The sequence below is a fragment of the Roseobacter sp. YIN89 genome, assembly GCF_057219365.1.
The window spans coordinates 1179075-1195084 of the sequence record NZ_JBXVVD010000001.1; the positions used below are offsets into that span (position 1 = coordinate 1179075).

The window sequence follows — 16010 nt, forward strand, 5'->3', positions numbered from 1 at the left end:
TGCCATCTTTGAGCCACATGTTTTTTTGACAAATAAGTGGATTTGAGTAAGACACTCCCACCACTGTCCTTCCCCCCTAAAACTGAGCCATTACATTGGCCGCGAGAGGGGGATTTGGCATGGCGAGGAAACGGCATTCAGACGAAGAGGTGCTGAAGCTGCTACGTGAGATCGAGCTTAAGCTGGCTTCGGGCGATGACGTGGCATCTGCTTGTCGGGGCGTCGGGATCAGCGACGCGACCTACTACAACTGGCGGATACGGTTTGGCGGGATGGGCCGCGCCCAGTTGTCGGAACTGAAGAGCCTGGAGAAAGAGAACGCGCGACTGAAGAAAATCGTCGCAGAGCTCGAACTGGACAAGCTCATCCTTAAGGAAAGCCTGAACCATTTAAAGCCCAGGTCCTGACCACAAAGGAGCTCCGTCAGGCCGTCATTCATACACGCCAGAAGCTCGCGACGTCCGAGCGATGGACGTGCCGGGTGATTGGCTTGGCGCGGAGGAAATCGAAAACCTGCGTGGCACAGCCACAGGTGCAGTGACCGTTGGCGCGCTGACCTATTTCTCGTCACGCTGGCTGTCGCCAAGGCTCACCCGCTTTTTCGAGGCCAATCCCGGTATCAGCCTGCGGATCGAACCCATCAGTTCTATGGACATGTTGAAGCGCGTCAGGGTGGACATGGCTGTCCTCTGGGGAATTGGCGGCTGGGAGGGCCACAAAAGCGAACTTCTTCTATCTCTGTCTGCCGTTCCAACCGCCAACCGCGCAGTCGCGGAGCAGGTAAGGCAGCTTGGGTTGGCTGAAGCGGTCAGGCAGTTTCCGCTCTTGGGGGACAGCTCCGGCGATGCCGGTTGGCGCGCCTGGCACAAAGCCGCCGCGCTGCCTTACGCGCCCAGCCGGTCCAGCCTCACGATCCCGGATTCAAACAGCCGCGTTCAGGCGGTGGTGGATGGCCAGGGGATCGCCCTTTGGGATGATCTGGTCGCGCCTGAATTAAGCGACGGAACGCTTGTCAGATTGTCTGACATCAGAGTTGAAAACACGGGTTACTTTGTCGTTTTCACGGATCGGCCGATGTCTCAGGGTGCGGAGGCATTCTTGGACTGGTTGCGGGCTGAATACTATCACAGCAATGGGCCGGTTTAGAATCCTGCGGGTTCTCAGCGCTTGAACGGCAGGTTTGGCGAACCCTGCTGCGCCGCCGAATTTACCCCTCGCACGAGCGAGAGCTTTCTGCTTCAGCAATAGCTGCGGTTGCACAAGACCGCTTGGTCCCGCATTGCGGACACACGAACAAATTTTATTGAACGGCTTGTTATGGTGAAAGCGGTCACTGTCACACTGAAGTTGACGAGGCGCCCTGTTGTTGTGCGGGGCTTTTGTTTTTTGGTCCACGACATGAAGCGCTCGAGTGCGAACTTCATGTCCGGCGTTACTTTTTCAAGTGCTCTTCTTGGACGTGCAGGGTCAGCGTTACCAACGTTACCTCCCATAGGGAGAGGTAACGCCGGTAACGGCAGCATGACCGCGTTACGGAACGGGAACGGTAACGCTTGGTAACTGAGGTAACGGTAACTCTTCACACCGCCATACCGCGTCGTCGACTATCCGAATGATTTCCTTGAAATGCAGCGCTGACTTCACAGCGTGGAAAGCCTTGCGCTGGGCGCTGTCGCTCTCACCGCTGGAAAGCGCATGACGGTCGCAGTATTCCCGCCAGGTTGCCAGCGACACACAGCGACGGTTCTGCGGGTACATATCGCCCAGCCGCTTTTCACCTTTGACCGCTATCGCGTCGTCCAGCGCCTGTAGTGCAATGCTTTGCTGGGCGCTTAATCTGGGGCGCTTGGCGACAGGTTCCGTCGGCTCGACCACGGCGGAAGTTACCGGCTCGCCATCCTCATCTATGCCGATTTCAACATCGCGCAGCCGGTAGGCAAAGACGCTGCCGGTCGGCATATCCCGCTGCTTGTGTGTCTCTGCCATGACCACTGCACCTGACCGGCTCAGATGGATTTCAGTGTCCACTGCAGCGCGTAAGCTGCCGCTGCCGCGCGCGCCCTTGGAAGCATCCTTGCCGCTGTGATGAATGACCATGACATGCGCGCCGGTCGCATTGCGCAGATGGTCAATACTGCGAACAAATGCACCCATGTCGCGCGCCGTGTTCTCGTCACCGTCGCCCATTGTCCGCGCCAGCGTGTCAATGATGACAAGCCCGATCCGCGTCGGCAGGGTGGCAAACGCTTTCACCAGCTCTTCGGCATCGGTCGCGCCGCACAGGTCCAGCATTGTCGGCAGCAGCGTGAAGCCGTGCCTGCCTTCAGCTTGCCCGATCAGCTCAGCCTTATCGCGCCGTAACGCCTCGACGCGGTTGTGCATTCCTGAGCCACCTTCGCCCGCGACATAAACCACGCAGCCAAGGTCATCGCCCGTGTGCAGCACTTTCGCCCCATGCCAAGGTTTGCCCGCCGCAATGTGCATCGCCAGGTCCAGTGCAAAGAATGTCTTGCCAACATTACTCTCGCCGTAAACGACCGACGTCGCCCCACGGTCCAGCCAGCCTTTCACAAGGTAGCGCGACGACAGGACAGGCTGGATAGTCTCAAGCGGTCGCAATGCCGCCTGAAGTTCGCCCGCCCGCCCTGCAAGCCGGTCACTACTGCCATCGCGGCCCGTCCGGTCATTCTTTGATATCTGCTCGAAGCGGTTGTCCTGCCTGCCCATCAGCGCCCTCCTGCAAAGTCACGGAATTCATCGCGCTCGACCGGAGAGAACCGGTTGAAGCAGGCGACCGCATAGGCCGCGCGTTCCTGAGGTGTTGCCATGTCCGCCCAGAAACCTGCCTCCGAGACAATTTCAAGAAAGGAAGGCAAAGGCGCTCCAGCGCCCTCCAGCACAGCACAGGCGATGCTTTCTGCAAACTCGCTGTCGGTTGCTAGTATTGCTGCACAAGCCACTGCAGCGGCCTCCTGCGGCGTCAGACGCGCTTGCCAGACTGCCGCTACCCCATGCCAAGCGGAACCGTCGCGCAGTGTCAGACCATAGCCCAGCGCCCTTGCCGCTGATTTGTGGTTCGGATTTGCGTATTTCGACATGGTGGACGGGGTGGCCGGGCGTGATGCCCGACCCTCCTGTTCTGCTCCGAAAGCGATACTCATGGTTTCACCCGGTAATGCAGTTCTGCCACGAGCCTTGCCGATGCTTCCGAAAGCCCGTGCTTGCGGCGCAGGTGGCGCACGAGGATGACATAAGGACTTTGAAGGCGCTGCCTGATATCCTGCCTCATGCCGCACCGCCTTTGCCGCCAAGCGATTTTGCGGATCGTGGAAAGCGCAAGGTGCTGGCCTTGGCGTGCTTACTCAGCCAGTAATGCGCGATGTTTTCCGGTCCACGGTATTCAACCAGAATGAACCAGTGAAACTCCGTTTTCAGCCGGTGAATAATTGCACCCAGCCGCCATCCGCGCACTTCGCGGATTTCCGTCTTGTGGGAGATTGTGCGCCCATCCAGAAGCGCCTTGCAGGTCCAGAAAATCTGCGTTTTGTTCGAGTAGAAGTTACTGCTCGTCATTTGGTTAGTCCTTTTCATGACGGTTGCTATGAAAAGGCGCTGAGCGTATGTATGAGGGGTATCCGCCAAGATATATTCCCGCCTCACGCACAAGCACCTTGCTTCGGTGGGGCGGGTCTTATCCCGCATGTGCCGCGATTGCGGCTTCTACTTCGGCTTCAATCCAGAAAAGGCGTCCGCCGAATTTGATGGGCTTAGGCAAGCGCCCCTGCTCAACGTCACGATAGATGCTGGTGCGTCCTCTGCCGTCGAGTTTGGTTTGAAGGTTTTGGAAGTTTATGTAGGTCATATGAGTGCTCCATGGGTGGTCATTTGGAACACCTAACCTAACTGGGTTGGGACAGTGGCTGGCTATGTACCCATTTTATTCTTGTGGCGTTTCCAAAGCTGTCTGTTCGCGTCAGTGGACTGCCCATGCCCTCGTTGGAACGCCAATTCCGAGGCTCGCCGCGCTGAATGCCCCTTTGCAATAAATGACTTTATTGCTCTTAAGGTGCTTTCAGTGCTTGCCTTTGTTGAACTCTTACGAGCAAAGCCTCCCGCACGAGCGGACTGAACTGCTTTGATACCTCGCATCGTGTGTTTCTCTAAAGGTTTATTCATTATTTTGCTGCGAAGATCGCCAATATTATATGCGTGTATAGCTAATCTTATGGCATTACGTGCCCGTTCACCCCTATTCCCAATATGGCTCGCATATTTAGTAAAGTCCGGACTGTGAACACGTGAAAAAGCCCGGCTAAATTCGCTGACTTCCTCTAGTAATTTAAGGGCGTAGTCGACGTCAGAAAATTCTGTAATTTTATTGCTTTTCCACTCCTCATAAAGCGTGCTTGGTTCACGCCAAGGATATAGCATCAATTTTCGGTCTAACTCCTTGCCGGCAGCTTCTTCAGTTTTTGCGTCAGGAAATTCTTCGTTCTCGAAAAATTCAAACCAAGTGTCATTTCGATCTAGTATAGCGTTAGCGAGTCTCGACGAAAGCTGCACTAGGTTGCCTTTCTTGTTTTCATAAAAGAAAGTTTCGTGAAGCCCTTGATATTCAATGCCATTTTTCTTCAAGATCAATTTTGCAAGTTTTGCTGAATCCTGGAGAAATCCTGTTTCTCTCGGCACGACATCACGACAATAGATGCGAAATTCTATCTGCTCCAGCAGCATCGCGGCTTCCTCAGTTGCGATGTCGTCCGCCTCGTAAGGGGCAATAAAATCTCGATAGCTGCGAAGCCCTTCTCCTTTTTCGACAACCGGGACGAAGTTTGAAACAAGCTCCCATGCTTCATCCAATTCCTTTTCCGGAATTTCATATGGGTTTATCGTGAGCCAATCGTTCCGTTCAGCATATTCTCGCCAAGTCATTTCAATGTAGCCAAGGAAATTAATGGTCTATTAGGGTCGCATATAAGGACTGCCCACCGCTCCATCAGCGCGCGCCGTTGCTCCAGAAAATCAGTCGTCCGGTATGTCCTGACCACTTTGCTGCCGGTCACGTGGGCGATGCACGTTTCGGCCACCTCGTGCGGTGCTTTTGTTGCATCGGCCAGCCAGTTCCGCAGCGACGCCCGAAACCCGTGAGGCCGCGCCTCCAATCCCTTTCGCTTCATGTAGCTGCTCATGGTCACATCTGAAATGACGCCCTTGCGAACACCCGGAAACAGGTAGCCGTCACGTGCGAATTTTCGGGCTTCATCGATAACGGCACGCGCTTCAGTCGAAAGCGGTACTCGGAACTCCTTCGCTTTTCCTTTTCGCGCCTTCATGTATTGCGCGGGCACAGTCCATATATCGCCGTCGATCTGGTCCTCATTTAGATGGCGAACGGAATCAGACCGCATCCCGGTGAGAATGAGAAAGCGCAGCGCCAGTTCCGTCATCGATCCGCCATCAAGGCTCTGATAGAATGCAGGCACCTCCTGCCACGGCATAGACGGAATATGCGTCGGTTCATGGCGCTGCTTTCCCAAAAGCGCCTTGGCTTTGTCCGTTGCCTGCAGGTCTACGTCCAACCCAAGCGCCGCCGCGTGCCGAATACAAATACGCAGACGGTCCATCGCCTTTTGCGCGGTCGATGCCTTGCTGTGCCAGATAGGCGCGAGCGTATCGCGGATATCGCGCTGATCGATCTGCGTGACCGGCATTTTTCCAAGCTTTGGCAGGACGTGTAGCTCCAAAGGGGAGAACCAGCGCCCCGCTTTGCCGTCGCCCTTCAATTCTGCTTTGCGGCTTTCGAAGGCATCCAAGGCAATGTCGCGCAGGATGTGCATATTGCGTTCGACGTCCCGGCGCTGGCGGTCGCGTTCCTTTACGGCGTCTTTGCCTTCCCGCACAACGGCCCGCCACTTGTCTGCTTCTTCGCGGGCGGCTTTCAATGTCACATCTGGATAGCTGCCAAGACCCATCTCATGCCGCCGTCCAAATATCGTGTAGCGCAGAAACCATTGCGCGCCGCCATCGGGGCGCTTGTGGAACCATAACCCGTCGCCATCGGCATATTTGCCAGAAAGTTTGGTCTTTAGTTCTGCGTTTGAGAGCTTGTGTTTGGGCCGCGCCATTTTCTATCCACCCCAATATCCACCCCTATATATGGGGTATAGTGGGGCAGAATGGAATAGGCTGGAACAGTAGTTTTTAGAAAATATGCGCAAAAACAGTAATTTGCGGTCGTGGTGGGGAAGTGTGGCGTAATAGTTGGATGCCTCTCATCCGCACCACTTTTTCTACGACTAATGCACCGCGGGTTGCCTTGCATCTTTTCAGCAAAAGTTGAGCGTGCAACGTACTGAGCACCCAAAACATGCTTGGCGACCTAAGCTCGCGCTTATCACTAAAGCTCTGGCAAAGCGAAACCCGCCTATAACCGCGGCATACGCTCGCGCTAGTATGTCGAGAAGCGCAAGGTGATCAATGATTTGGTATGCGCAGAACGCGACCTAGCCGCCCTGATTGATAGCAGGGCGACGGAAGATTACATTTGACGGTCCGATTAACTGGGACCTGGACCTGAAACATAGTGACAGACCGGAAACCAGACTTTTACGCGAAGCGTAGCAAATGACTGCAACGATCCTACTTCAGCCTCAATTTTATCGTCATATAACCCTGCATCAAGGGCCTGTTATATTGACTTTGCCAACAAATTTACCGCCACCTTCCGTTGTCATAGTTTTCGCGGAGATATCGCCCTTGATCTTTGAAGTGGCGGCGACCCGCAATTCATCACATTTCAGGGTCCCCTCATAGCTGCCTTCAATTGAAACTGAGGCAGCAGTGAGTTTCCCATCTAAATTTCCGGTCTGATGTAACTCGACCGATGCGGCAGTGACATTACCCAGCACTTTGCCTTTGACTTCGACGCTACCATCCTTTGCGTCTAAATTGCCCTCTATGGTTAGGTCTTCTTCGACTACTGATTTCATAGGTATGACTTCCTTTTGGCACGGACACGCAACCTTCCTGACAATCATTCCAGCCAAACACAACACTGAAGCTTAAGTTGCCAACTTTCGTAAGCGCCGGTCACAGGTGACACAGGCTCTCCCAGAAGCAGAAGTTCATCTGGAATTGTCGAATGACCGCTTCGAGCCCATTTTGACCGGTGCTGCAAAAGTTACGAATTGGCGCGAATGCACGCATTGCAGCCTATGGCGTTGGAAAGTGCCACCCTGAGTCGACAACCAACCAAATAGCGGATGCCAGATGACACCTCGCCAAAACTCATGACGCTGCAGCGCTATGCTATCGCTGCCGTCGGGTAATTGTGTTTAAGGTTGCCTAGAAGGGGAACCCACGGGTGGATCGGTTGCGATTGATGGTATTTAATGGATTGAAATATAATAATATTAATTCGTTATTTGGTGCCCGCGGCCGGACTCGAACCGGCACGGCGTTTCCGCCTAGAGATTTTAAGTCTCCTATGTCTACCATTCCATCACGCGGGCTTAGGGGTCTTCGCGTTACGACTGCCCCGTAGTCTGAATAGGGCGACAAAGCCATGAAAACAATGTGTAAAAAACGCGGCTCACAGGAAATGCTTTCCAAACTCTAGCTTGCCGTCAGGATCAAGCGGTGAAGTCAGTAATAACTGCAGTTCCAGGAGCGGTCGGCCCCATCATGGCCCGCAACTCTGCGCTGGCCTGCGACAGTGGGATTTCGCGTGCCACCATCGGAGAAAGATCGACAGCGCCGCGTTCTATCATGTCAAGCAGACGAGGATACTTCCAACTGGGCATGCCGCGCGTACCGTAAAAGGACAGTTGTTTCATATAGATCGCGCGGATGTTGAGTTCCATCATTCCATCACCCGAAGGCATGCCGACGTGAACATGCCGCCCGAGCGTGGCAAGACATTCGACTGAAGCATTAGTGGTTTGTGCGATCCCGAGTGCTTCGATTGAGACCTGCGCGCCACCACCGGTTATATCTCGGATCGCTTCGGCAACGTTTTCTTTAGAGGCGTCGACCGCCGCATCAGCGCCAAGCCCCTTTGCGTGTTCAAGCTTTTCCGCAACCACGTCAACCACGACAACCTGTGCCCCGAGCATCTTGGCGAGCAAAAGCGCCGACAGACCAATGCCACCCGTACCATGGATTGCTACCCAGTCGCCCGCACGCACCTGTGCCCGATCAGTCAGCGCATGCCACGCAGTGGTAACGCGACACCCTAGGCCAGCTGCCAGCGCAGGTGACATGGTGTCGGGCAAGTCGACGAGATTGTGGTCGTGGGGTACGGCAACATATTGCGCATAAGCGCCCGGCGCGCCGAACCCGGGCACAATCGCGCTTTCGCACGCATTCGAACTTCCAGTCTGGCACAATGGGCACGATCCGCAAGAAAGGATAAACGGCGCGATGAGTCGGTCTCCGACCTTGTGGGTTGCGCGCGGGCCGGCTTCGACGACCGTGCCGCAGTATTCATGACCCATGATGGAGCCGGGCGTCACTTTCGGATGCCCTCCGACCCATCCGTGAAAATCCGAACGGCAGACCCCGCAGGCCAGTACCTTCAGAACCACACCGTCTTCAGGGCAGGTAGGGTCAGCAACGTTTTCCAATCCGAGGTCTTCCTTGAATTGAGTGACAACAGCTGCGCGCATGGTGTGGTTCCTCCCTTTTCCAAATGCTGGATAGCCTGTGACTTTTGATCTGGCAATCACGGGGATGATCATCAGTGATTTTAAAAATGTTACCAAATCTACATCTTTCGAAGTATTGCGTAACATGATATCCTGATAACCGAGCTCGTGGATGGAGACGTGATGTCAGCCTATTTGATAGACGCAGTAAGGACGCCAATTGCGCGCTTTGGCGGAGCTTTGGCGTCAGTGCGCACGGATGATCTGGCCGCGCTGCCGATAGCCGAGCTGGTACGTCGGAACCCCGGCGTCGACCTGGAAGCCATCGACGATGTGATTTTGGGGGATGCAAACCAGTCCGGCGAGGACAACCGCAACGTGGCGCGTATGGCGGCTTTGCTTGCGGGCTTGCCCGAAACCGTTCCGGGGATCACGTTGAACCGCTTGTGTGCCTCAGGCATGGATGCCGTTGGCATGGCCGCGCGCGGGATCAAGGCCGGCGATTACCGCATGGCGATTGCTGGGGGCGTTGAAAGCATGACGCGAGCGCCGTTTGTTATGCCCAAGGCAGAAACTGCATTCAGCCGATCAAATGCAATTTATGACACCACGATCGGTTGGCGCTTTGTAAACCCGAAAATGGAGGCCACGTTTGGCATCGATAGCATGCCGCAAACTGCGGATAATGTGGCCGAAGACTATGGTGTTTCGCGCACCGATCAGGATGCATTTGCCGCGCGATCGCAAGAGCGCTACGCGGCGGCGCAGGCAGCAGGCTATTTTGACGATGAATTGATGACCGTTGAAATCCCGCAACGTCGAGGCGATCCGGTCCAGTTCTCGGTTGACGAGCATCCTCGAACGGGCACCGACATTCAAAAGCTGGCAAAGTTGAAGGGCATTAATGGTGCGGACAAGACGGTTACTGCCGGAAACGCTTCAGGGGTAAACGATGGAGCGGCAGCACTCTTGCTTGGCGATGAGGCGGCCGCGCGCGATTATGAGCCGCTGGCCCGTGTGGTCGCGATGGCAGCTGCTGGTGTAGCGCCGCGTGTTATGGGCGTCGGTCCTGTCCCCGCTGTACGCAAAGTGCTCGCACGCTCCAGCCTGCAGATCGGCCAGATGGACGTCATCGAATTGAATGAAGCATTCGCCAGTCAGGGGATTGCTGTACTGCGGGAACTGGGGATCGAGGATGATGCCGCCCACGTTAACCCCAACGGAGGAGCCATCGCGCTGGGCCACCCGCTTGGAATGTCAGGGGCGCGACTGGTGATGACTGCTGCCTACCAACTGCGCCGAACCCGTGGTCGCTATGCGCTATGCACCATGTGCGTGGGCGTCGGGCAAGGTGTGGCACTGATTTTGGAGAGGGTCTGAAAATGTATGCACAGATGATTAAGTCCGAGGCCAGTGCCGAAGATCCCGAAATGCTGGCGGCATTTCAGGCACGCATTGATGCCGGCGAAAAGATCGAGCCCAAGGACTGGATGCCCCAAGGTTATCGCAAGACGCTGATCCGGCAGATTGGTCAGCACGCGCACTCTGAAATTGTCGGCCAGTTACCAGAAGGGAACTGGATCACGCGCGCACCGACTCTTGAGCGAAAGGCCAACCTCCTCGCCAAGGTGCAGGACGAGGCGGGGCACGGCCTTTATCTCTACTGTGCAGCCGAAACACTTGGCGTGAGCCGGGACGAACTGACGGAAATGCTGCATGACGGGCGTATGAAATACAGCTCTATCTTCAACTACCCGACGCTGACTTGGGCCGACATGGGCGCTGTGGGCTGGCTGGTGGATGGCGCGGCGATTATGAATCAGGTGCCGCTGCAACGGACGTCTTATGGCCCGTATGCGCGCGCAATGGTGCGCATCTGCAAAGAAGAAAGCTTTCATCAACGGCAGGGATTTCACCTCATGATGACAATGGTGAACGGTTCTGCTGCGCAAAAGCGAATGGCCCAAGATGCGCTGAACCGCTTTTGGTACCCCGCGTTGATGATGTTTGGCCCTTCGGACAAGGACTCTGTCCACTCGACCCAATCCATGCGCTGGAAGATCAAGATGAACACCAATGACGAGTTGCGACAGAAGTTCGTGGATGAAACCGTACCACAGGCAGAATATCTAGGCCTGACTGTGCCTGATCCGGAACTGCAGTGGAACGATGAGACCGGACATTACGACTTCAGCGAGCCGGACTGGGCGGAGTTTCACGACGTGCTGGCCGGCAATGGGCCTTGCAACGTAGAGCGGTTGGCGACACGCAACAAAGCCTGGGACGAGGGTGCGTGGGTGCGTGATGCGATGGTGGCGCATGCGGAGAAGAAAGCCGCACGCAAACTGGCGGCGGAGTAGGGCAATGAGCAAAGAATGGCCGCTGTGGGAAGTTTTTATCCGAGGTCAGCATGGCATGAGCCACAGGCATGTGGGCAGTCTGCACGCCGCAGACGCCGAACACGCGATCCGAAATGCACGGGACGTTTACACACGGCGCAACGAAGGCGTCAGTATCTGGGTTGCCAAGGCGGATGACATTGCCGCGTCGAGCCCTTCGGACAAGGGGCCGATGTTCGATCCCGCGCGAGACAAAGTGTATCGGCACCCGACGTTCTATGACATCCCTGACGACGCTGGGAAAATGTAATGGCGCATCCGCTGTCAGACGCTTTTGCGAAGCCTTTGTTCGAATTTCTGTTGCGACAGGGTGACAATGCGTTGGTGCTCGGGCATCGCACATCGGAATGGTGTGGGGTTGCACCCGTGCTTGAAGAGGATATTGCGCTGGCCAACACCGCACTGGATCTCATTGGCCAGACACAACTGTGGCTCGGTTACGCCGCTGAAGTGGAAGACGCGGGGCGCAGCGCCAATGATCTGGCCTATCAGCGTGATCCTTATGATTTCCGGAACCTTTTGATGCTGGAAGTGCCAAATCACGATTTTGGCCGTACCTTGATGCGCCAGTTTCTGTTCGATGCTTTTCAAGTGCCATGGCTGGAAGCGCTTGAGCAATCCGTTGATGAGCGGGTGGCAGAGATTGCGGCGAAATCAGTCAAGGAAGCGATCTATCATCTCGAGCGGTCGCGCGAAACGGTGATCGCCTTGGGCGACGGTACCGAACTGAGCAACAAGAAAATGCAGGCGGCCCTGAATTATCTCTGGCCTTATGCAGGTGAGGTTTTTCAAGACGATGGAACCGATCGTGCGATTGCCGACGCGGGTATCGCCCCCTTGCCATCAAGCCTTCGGTCATCGTGGGAGGAAACTGTGGCTGCGACGCTGGCCTCTGCCTGTCTGAAAAGACCTGAAGGCGATTTTGCACATCATGGCGGGCGCAGTGGCAAGCGGCACACAGAGCATCTGGGCCACATGCTGGCGACCATGCAAGTCTTGCAACGCTCGCACCCCGGTGCCGTGTGGTAACGGCGGACGCACATATTACCGAGCGGCAGGTTTGGGCATGGCTTGAGGCGGTGCCAGACCCGGAAATCCCGGTTATTTCCGTAGTAGATCTCGGCGTTGTCCGCGCCGTTTCCGTCAACGGTGCTTCGGTTACCGTGACCATTACGCCTACCTATTCCGGGTGTCCTGCAATGGCTGTTATCGCGATGGACATTGAAACCGCATTGTCCGCCAAAGGAGTGGCCAATCTGAAGATAGAGACAAAGATAGCGCCACCTTGGACGACAGATTGGATGTCTGAAAAGGGACGCGCGCGGCTTGAAGGATACGGCATTGCCCCGCCACGTGAGGCCGGGGGGCCGGAGCGCTGCCCTAGGTGCAAGTCACAAGACGTGCACAAGGTCAGCCAATTCGGTTCCACCCCTTGCAAGGCACAGTGGCGCTGCGCTGAATGCCTTGAACCGTTTGACTATTTCAAGTGCATCTGAGGACGCGCGTATGAGCCAATTTCACCCTCTGAAAGTAACCGCGATTGAAAAGACGATCCGTGATGCCGTTGTGGTGACGCTGGAACCTGAAAATGCCGAGAAATTTGCATTTACCCAAGGGCAGTACCTGACCTTTCGCCGTGATTTTGACGGGCAAGAGTTGCGCCGGTCGTACTCAATTTGTGCGGGCCGCGACGCGGGCACCTTGCAGGTGGGGATAAAGCGGGTTTCAGGCGGCGCTTTTTCGACTTGGGCGAACAGCGGTCTTAGCGTTGGTGAGGTGATCGATGCGATGCCTCCAATGGGCAATTTCTATACCGAACCCGTCACTGAAAGCCCACACATTCTTGCATTTGCCGGCGGGTCGGGCATCACACCCATTTTGTCCATTCTGCGCACAGATCTGGAAAACGATAGCGGTGCTCGTTTCACTCTGGTCTATGCCAATCGCTCGCCTGCCACGATCATGTTCCGTGAAGAACTCGAAGATCTGAAGAACCGATATATCGGGCGGTTGAACGTGATCCACGTTCTGGAAGACGATGCGCAAGAGATCGACTTGTTCCGAGGACGGGTGGATGGCGAGAAGTGTGCGGCACTTTTTGCGAAATGGATCGATATCTCAACGGTCGATATGGCTTTTATCTGCGGCCCAGAGCCAATGATGCTGGCAATTTCCGAAGCGCTGCAGGCGCACGGCATCGCCAAGGAGCGGATCAGGTTTGAGCTTTTTGCAAGCGGACAGCCCGGAAGGTTGCCGCAGAAAGTTGCGGATACGCAAGTCGGTGCACAAGGCGTGCCGGGCCGCGTCACGATGGGAGGCGTCGCAACCCGCATCGCGATCCCTGCAGAAACCAGCTTGCTGGACGCGGCACTGGGTGGGGGGCTTGACGCCCCGTTTGCTTGCAAAGCAGGTGTCTGCTCCACTTGCAAGGCACAGGTTTTGGAAGGCGATGTAGAGATGGTTGCGAACCATGCGCTAGAGGACTACGAGGTAGAGGCTGGTTTCGTGCTGACTTGTCAGTGCTATCCCGTGTCCGACACGCCAGTTGTCTGGGACTACGACGCAGCGGGGCATTAGACCCTAGCGTTTCGCAGCCCGTTCAATGTCAGATCGGCCACTGTGGCTGCATAATGCTTGCGCTCGGCACGACTGGCGCGCGGTGCCCACATGTAGAACCAGTTCAACATGCCAAAAACCGACATGGTAATCTCGCGCCTTGCCACTGTGTCATTTCCCAGTTTTTCAGGGGCGCATGCCGCAAGAACTTCTCCCAACCGGGCCACAAGCGCGCGCTGGTGCCCTTTGAGAATTTCCTGCCGGTCAGGTGACAGGCTGGGTAAACCTTCGGCCTGTATTTTGTGCTCGTTGTCCATGCCGTCATAGGCCAGCAGGCATTCTAATGTCAGGGTATGAAGCTGCTCTGACGGGGGCAGGTCTGCGAGATCGCAGCTGCATATCCGATCCCGCAGCCGTGCCAGATAAGTGTCGAGGATATCGAAAACCAGATCGTCCTTGCTGTCATAATAGTGGTAGATGTTGGCTTTTGAAATTCCGCAGGCACGGGCCACTTCGTTCATAGAGGCGCGAGCAATCCCGTCTCGGGCAAACACCTGTGCAGCCACCGACAGGATGCGGCGTCGTTTGGCATCGTGATCCTTGGCGATCGTTCGCACCATGCGCTTCAATCCTTGGGACGGTTGTCGATCACGCGGCGTGCCTTGCCTTGCGAACGTTCCACAGTGCCCGGTGTTCCAACGACAACGGCAGCACTGACGCCGACAACGTCCTTGATTTTCTGTGTCAGTGCCTGCGTGGCAATGGCTCGGGCTGACGCGTCGGCCGCTTGCGGGGTCGCTTCGACATGGACCGTCATGGCATCCATGCGTCCCTCGCGGGTCAGTACGATCTGAAAATACGGAGCCAGTTCCGGCAATGCCAGAACCTGTTCTTCGATCTGCGTGGGAAAGACGTTTACCCCGCGCAGAATAATCATATCGTCCGCGCGCCCTGTGATCTTTTCCATGCGCCGCATGGATCGTGCCGTGCCGGGTAGCAACCGCGTCAGATCGCGGGTGCGGTAGCGGATCATCGGCAACCCTTCTTTGGTGAGTGTCGTGAAAACCAATTCTCCGATCTCGCCGTCAGGAACGGGATCACCCGTATGCGGGTCGATAATCTCCGGAAAGAAGTGGTCCTCCCAGATGTGCAGCCCATCCTTCGTTTCAACGCACTCGTTGGCAACCCCGGGTCCCATGACCTCGGAAAGCCCGTAAATATCCACCGCATGCATGTCGAAGGCCTCTTCAACTTCTGTCCGCATGGCGTTTGTCCACGGTTCCGCGCCAAAAATCCCCACCTGCAATGGTGATTTGCGCGGATCAATCCCTGCCTTTTGGTATTGCTCGAGAATGTTGAGCATGTAGGACGGTGTGACCATGATGGTTGTGGCGCGAAAGTCTTCAATCAGCGTTACCTGCCGCTCTGTCATGCCACCTGACACAGGCACAACCGTGCAGCCAAGGCGCTCTGCGCCGTAGTGCGCCCCTAGACCGCCGGTAAACAGGCCGTAACCATAGGCGATATGTGCTATGTCACCGGGTCTCGTACCGCTGGCGCGCATAGAGCGGGCGACCAGATCAGCCCAAGTGTCAATGTCGTTCTGAGTGTAGCCGACGACAGTGGGTTTGCCGGTTGTGCCAGAAGAGGCATGCAGCCGTACGATTTGTTCGCGCGGCACCGCAAACAGACCAAACGGGTAATTCGCCCGCAGGTCATCTTTGTATGTGAAGGGAAACCGCGCCAGATCAGACAGGCAGGTCACGTCATCTGGGTGCACCCCTTTGGCATCGAACCTTTCGCGGTAAACTGCAACGTTATCGTATGCATGGCGCAGCGATGTTTTCAGCCGTGCAAGCTGAAGCGCCTCGATCTCGTCGCGCGATGCGATTTCGATCGGCTCTAGACTGTCACGGTCAGGGGTCAGGTCTTTCATGCAAAAGCTCCTTTACGCTTCGTCAAAAAGGGTGCCTTGCACCATTCGGGAAAGGCCGCGGAATTCGGCAATTGTGCTGCCGGCATCGTTGGTTACCTGCACGTCGTATACGCCACTTCGACCGCGCTGCGTCACTTCGCGTGCGGTGGCGACAAGCCGGTCACCCACCTGTGCTGGCGCCATGAACGTCACATTGGCATGCTGCGCAACGGTGGCTTGATTGCGGCTGTTGCAGGCAAAGGCAAAGGCGCTGTCTGCAAGGGTGAAAATCACGCCGCCATGACATGTGCCGTGCCCATTGGTGTGGCGCGCGTCCACGGTCATCGCAAGTACGGCGCACCCCGGAGATATGGCCTCTACATTCATGCCCAAATGCTGGCTGGCCTGATCGCCCGACCAAAGTGCGGCGGCGGCTTTCTCGGCCCGTTCCTGATCCGACATCGTCATCGGGTGCTGCCTTCTATTGACGTTTGG

20 protein-coding genes and 1 tRNA gene are annotated in these 16010 nt (G+C 56.1%); 8 read left to right on the forward strand and 13 right to left on the reverse strand.

The window, feature by feature from the left end; translation table 11 throughout:
- Positions 1–119: 119 nt before the first annotated feature.
- A complete protein-coding gene (locus AC2D8V_RS05865) occupies positions 120–407 on the forward strand; it encodes a transposase (RefSeq protein ID WP_484732576.1) in 288 nt (95 codons plus the stop codon).
- Positions 408–468: 61 nt separating this feature from the next.
- Entirely contained in the window at positions 469–1146 is a 678-nt protein-coding gene (locus AC2D8V_RS05870) for a LysR substrate-binding domain-containing protein (RefSeq protein ID WP_484732577.1), read from the forward strand.
- 384 nt (positions 1147–1530) lie between these two features.
- On the opposite strand, the gene AC2D8V_RS05875 is transcribed toward AC2D8V_RS05870, so the two are convergent.
- The 10 genes from AC2D8V_RS05875 to AC2D8V_RS05920 form a co-directional block, all read right to left on the reverse strand.
- Entirely contained in the window at positions 1531–2727 is a 1197-nt protein-coding gene (locus tag AC2D8V_RS05875; RefSeq protein ID WP_484732578.1) for an AAA family ATPase, read from the reverse strand.
- A complete protein-coding gene (locus tag AC2D8V_RS05880) occupies positions 2727–3161 on the reverse strand; it encodes a hypothetical protein (protein WP_484732579.1) in 435 nt (144 codons plus the stop codon). The genes AC2D8V_RS05875 and AC2D8V_RS05880 overlap by 1 nt, the downstream gene beginning before the upstream one ends.
- Complete coding sequence (locus AC2D8V_RS05885; protein WP_484732580.1) at positions 3158–3289, reverse strand: hypothetical protein; 132 nt, start codon at positions 3287–3289, stop codon at positions 3158–3160. The genes AC2D8V_RS05880 and AC2D8V_RS05885 overlap by 4 nt, the downstream gene beginning before the upstream one ends.
- The gene (locus tag AC2D8V_RS05890; RefSeq protein ID WP_484732581.1) at positions 3286–3573 is read right to left on the reverse strand and encodes a hypothetical protein; all 288 of its coding nucleotides are present in this window, start codon (positions 3571–3573) and stop codon (positions 3286–3288) included. Before AC2D8V_RS05890 ends, AC2D8V_RS05885 begins: the two co-directional genes overlap by 4 nt.
- A 118-nt stretch (positions 3574–3691) precedes the next feature.
- A complete protein-coding gene (locus tag AC2D8V_RS05895; protein ID WP_484732582.1) occupies positions 3692–3862 on the reverse strand; it encodes a helix-turn-helix transcriptional regulator in 171 nt (56 codons plus the stop codon).
- 62 nt (positions 3863–3924) lie between these two features.
- Positions 3925–4932 (reverse strand): hypothetical protein, encoded by a 1008-nt coding sequence (locus AC2D8V_RS05900; RefSeq protein ID WP_484732583.1) that lies wholly within the window; start codon positions 4930–4932, stop codon positions 3925–3927.
- On the reverse strand, positions 4929–6125 hold the full coding sequence (locus tag AC2D8V_RS05905; RefSeq protein WP_484732584.1) for a tyrosine-type recombinase/integrase: 1197 nt from the start codon (positions 6123–6125) through the stop codon (positions 4929–4931). Before AC2D8V_RS05905 ends, AC2D8V_RS05900 begins: the two co-directional genes overlap by 4 nt.
- A gap of 552 nt (positions 6126–6677) precedes the next feature.
- Positions 6678–6989, reverse strand: a complete 312-nt coding sequence (locus tag AC2D8V_RS05910) for a bactofilin family protein (protein ID WP_484732585.1) — start codon at positions 6987–6989, stop codon at positions 6678–6680.
- A 436-nt stretch (positions 6990–7425) separates the two neighbouring features.
- A tRNA-Leu gene (locus AC2D8V_RS05915) sits at positions 7426–7511 on the reverse strand.
- A gap of 120 nt (positions 7512–7631) precedes the next feature.
- A complete protein-coding gene (locus AC2D8V_RS05920) occupies positions 7632–8666 on the reverse strand; it encodes a zinc-binding dehydrogenase (protein WP_484732586.1) in 1035 nt (344 codons plus the stop codon).
- 162 nt (positions 8667–8828) lie between these two features.
- On the opposite strand from AC2D8V_RS05920, the gene pcaF reads away from it, so the two are divergent.
- From pcaF to AC2D8V_RS05950, 6 genes are read left to right on the forward strand one after another with little or no spacing between them, the layout of a single operon-like run.
- On the forward strand, positions 8829–10025 hold the full coding sequence (gene pcaF, locus AC2D8V_RS05925) for a 3-oxoadipyl-CoA thiolase (protein ID WP_484732587.1): 1197 nt from the start codon (positions 8829–8831) through the stop codon (positions 10023–10025).
- 2 nt (positions 10026–10027) lie between these two features.
- Positions 10028–11005, forward strand: coding sequence for a 1,2-phenylacetyl-CoA epoxidase subunit PaaA (gene paaA, locus AC2D8V_RS05930; protein WP_484732588.1), 978 nt, complete (start codon positions 10028–10030; stop codon positions 11003–11005).
- Between the two features lie 4 nt (positions 11006–11009).
- The gene (gene paaB / locus AC2D8V_RS05935) at positions 11010–11294 is read left to right on the forward strand and encodes a 1,2-phenylacetyl-CoA epoxidase subunit PaaB (RefSeq protein WP_484732589.1); all 285 of its coding nucleotides are present in this window, start codon (positions 11010–11012) and stop codon (positions 11292–11294) included.
- Positions 11294–12073: a 1,2-phenylacetyl-CoA epoxidase subunit PaaC gene (paaC, locus tag AC2D8V_RS05940; protein WP_484732590.1), complete on the forward strand. Its 780-nt coding sequence runs from the start codon at positions 11294–11296 to the stop codon at positions 12071–12073. Before paaB ends, paaC begins: the two co-directional genes overlap by 1 nt.
- Positions 12067–12540 carry a 1,2-phenylacetyl-CoA epoxidase subunit PaaD gene (gene paaD / locus AC2D8V_RS05945; RefSeq protein ID WP_484732591.1) on the forward strand — a complete coding sequence of 158 codons (474 nt, stop codon included), beginning with the start codon at positions 12067–12069 and terminating at the stop codon, positions 12538–12540. The genes paaC and paaD overlap by 7 nt, the downstream gene beginning before the upstream one ends.
- Before the next feature lie 10 nt (positions 12541–12550).
- Positions 12551–13621, forward strand: coding sequence for a 2Fe-2S iron-sulfur cluster-binding protein (locus AC2D8V_RS05950; protein WP_484732592.1), 1071 nt, complete (start codon positions 12551–12553; stop codon positions 13619–13621).
- Here the strand turns inward: AC2D8V_RS05950 and AC2D8V_RS05955 are convergent.
- From AC2D8V_RS05955 to paaI, 3 genes are read right to left on the reverse strand one after another with little or no spacing between them, the layout of a single operon-like run.
- Positions 13618–14220, reverse strand: coding sequence for a TetR/AcrR family transcriptional regulator (locus AC2D8V_RS05955; protein WP_484732593.1), 603 nt, complete (start codon positions 14218–14220; stop codon positions 13618–13620). The two genes, AC2D8V_RS05950 and AC2D8V_RS05955, sit on opposite strands and share 4 nt — an antisense overlap.
- Positions 14221–14225: 5 nt before the next feature.
- A complete protein-coding gene (paaK, locus tag AC2D8V_RS05960; RefSeq protein ID WP_484732594.1) occupies positions 14226–15536 on the reverse strand; it encodes a phenylacetate--CoA ligase PaaK in 1311 nt (436 codons plus the stop codon).
- 12 nt (positions 15537–15548) lie between these two features.
- Positions 15549–15977 carry a hydroxyphenylacetyl-CoA thioesterase PaaI gene (gene paaI, locus AC2D8V_RS05965; protein ID WP_484732667.1) on the reverse strand — a complete coding sequence of 143 codons (429 nt, stop codon included), beginning with the start codon at positions 15975–15977 and terminating at the stop codon, positions 15549–15551.
- Positions 15978–16010 lie beyond the last annotated feature (33 nt).

Excerpts from the sequence above, each read along its gene's own strand:
- paaA (WP_484732588.1), top strand. The coding sequence starts at position 10,028 with ATGTATGCACAGATGATTAAGTCCGAGGCCAGTGCCGAAGATCCCGAA.
- AC2D8V_RS05885 (WP_484732580.1), bottom strand. The coding sequence starts at position 3,289 with ATGAGGCAGGATATCAGGCAGCGCCTTCAAAGTCCTTATGTCATCCTC.
- AC2D8V_RS05880 (WP_484732579.1), bottom strand. The coding sequence starts at position 3,161 with ATGAGTATCGCTTTCGGAGCAGAACAGGAGGGTCGGGCATCACGCCCG.
- pcaF (WP_484732587.1), top strand. The coding sequence starts at position 8,829 with ATGTCAGCCTATTTGATAGACGCAGTAAGGACGCCAATTGCGCGCTTT.
- AC2D8V_RS05870 (WP_484732577.1), top strand. The coding sequence starts at position 469 with ATGGACGTGCCGGGTGATTGGCTTGGCGCGGAGGAAATCGAAAACCTG.
- AC2D8V_RS05900 (WP_484732583.1), bottom strand. The coding sequence starts at position 4,932 with ATGACTTGGCGAGAATATGCTGAACGGAACGATTGGCTCACGATAAAC.
- paaI (WP_484732667.1), bottom strand. The coding sequence starts at position 15,977 with ATGTCGGATCAGGAACGGGCCGAGAAAGCCGCCGCCGCACTTTGGTCG.
- AC2D8V_RS05950 (WP_484732592.1), top strand. The coding sequence starts at position 12,551 with ATGAGCCAATTTCACCCTCTGAAAGTAACCGCGATTGAAAAGACGATC.
- paaK (WP_484732594.1), bottom strand. The coding sequence starts at position 15,536 with ATGAAAGACCTGACCCCTGACCGTGACAGTCTAGAGCCGATCGAAATC.
- AC2D8V_RS05955 (WP_484732593.1), bottom strand. The coding sequence starts at position 14,220 with ATGGTGCGAACGATCGCCAAGGATCACGATGCCAAACGACGCCGCATC.
- AC2D8V_RS05920 (WP_484732586.1), bottom strand. The coding sequence starts at position 8,666 with ATGCGCGCAGCTGTTGTCACTCAATTCAAGGAAGACCTCGGATTGGAA.
- paaC (WP_484732590.1), top strand. The coding sequence starts at position 11,294 with ATGGCGCATCCGCTGTCAGACGCTTTTGCGAAGCCTTTGTTCGAATTT.
- AC2D8V_RS05895 (WP_484732582.1), bottom strand. The coding sequence starts at position 3,862 with ATGACCTACATAAACTTCCAAAACCTTCAAACCAAACTCGACGGCAGA.
- AC2D8V_RS05910 (WP_484732585.1), bottom strand. The coding sequence starts at position 6,989 with ATGAAATCAGTAGTCGAAGAAGACCTAACCATAGAGGGCAATTTAGAC.
- AC2D8V_RS05890 (WP_484732581.1), bottom strand. The coding sequence starts at position 3,573 with ATGACGAGCAGTAACTTCTACTCGAACAAAACGCAGATTTTCTGGACC.
- AC2D8V_RS05865 (WP_484732576.1), top strand. The coding sequence starts at position 120 with ATGGCGAGGAAACGGCATTCAGACGAAGAGGTGCTGAAGCTGCTACGT.
- paaB (WP_484732589.1), top strand. The coding sequence starts at position 11,010 with ATGAGCAAAGAATGGCCGCTGTGGGAAGTTTTTATCCGAGGTCAGCAT.
- AC2D8V_RS05905 (WP_484732584.1), bottom strand. The coding sequence starts at position 6,125 with ATGGCGCGGCCCAAACACAAGCTCTCAAACGCAGAACTAAAGACCAAA.
- AC2D8V_RS05875 (WP_484732578.1), bottom strand. The coding sequence starts at position 2,727 with ATGGGCAGGCAGGACAACCGCTTCGAGCAGATATCAAAGAATGACCGG.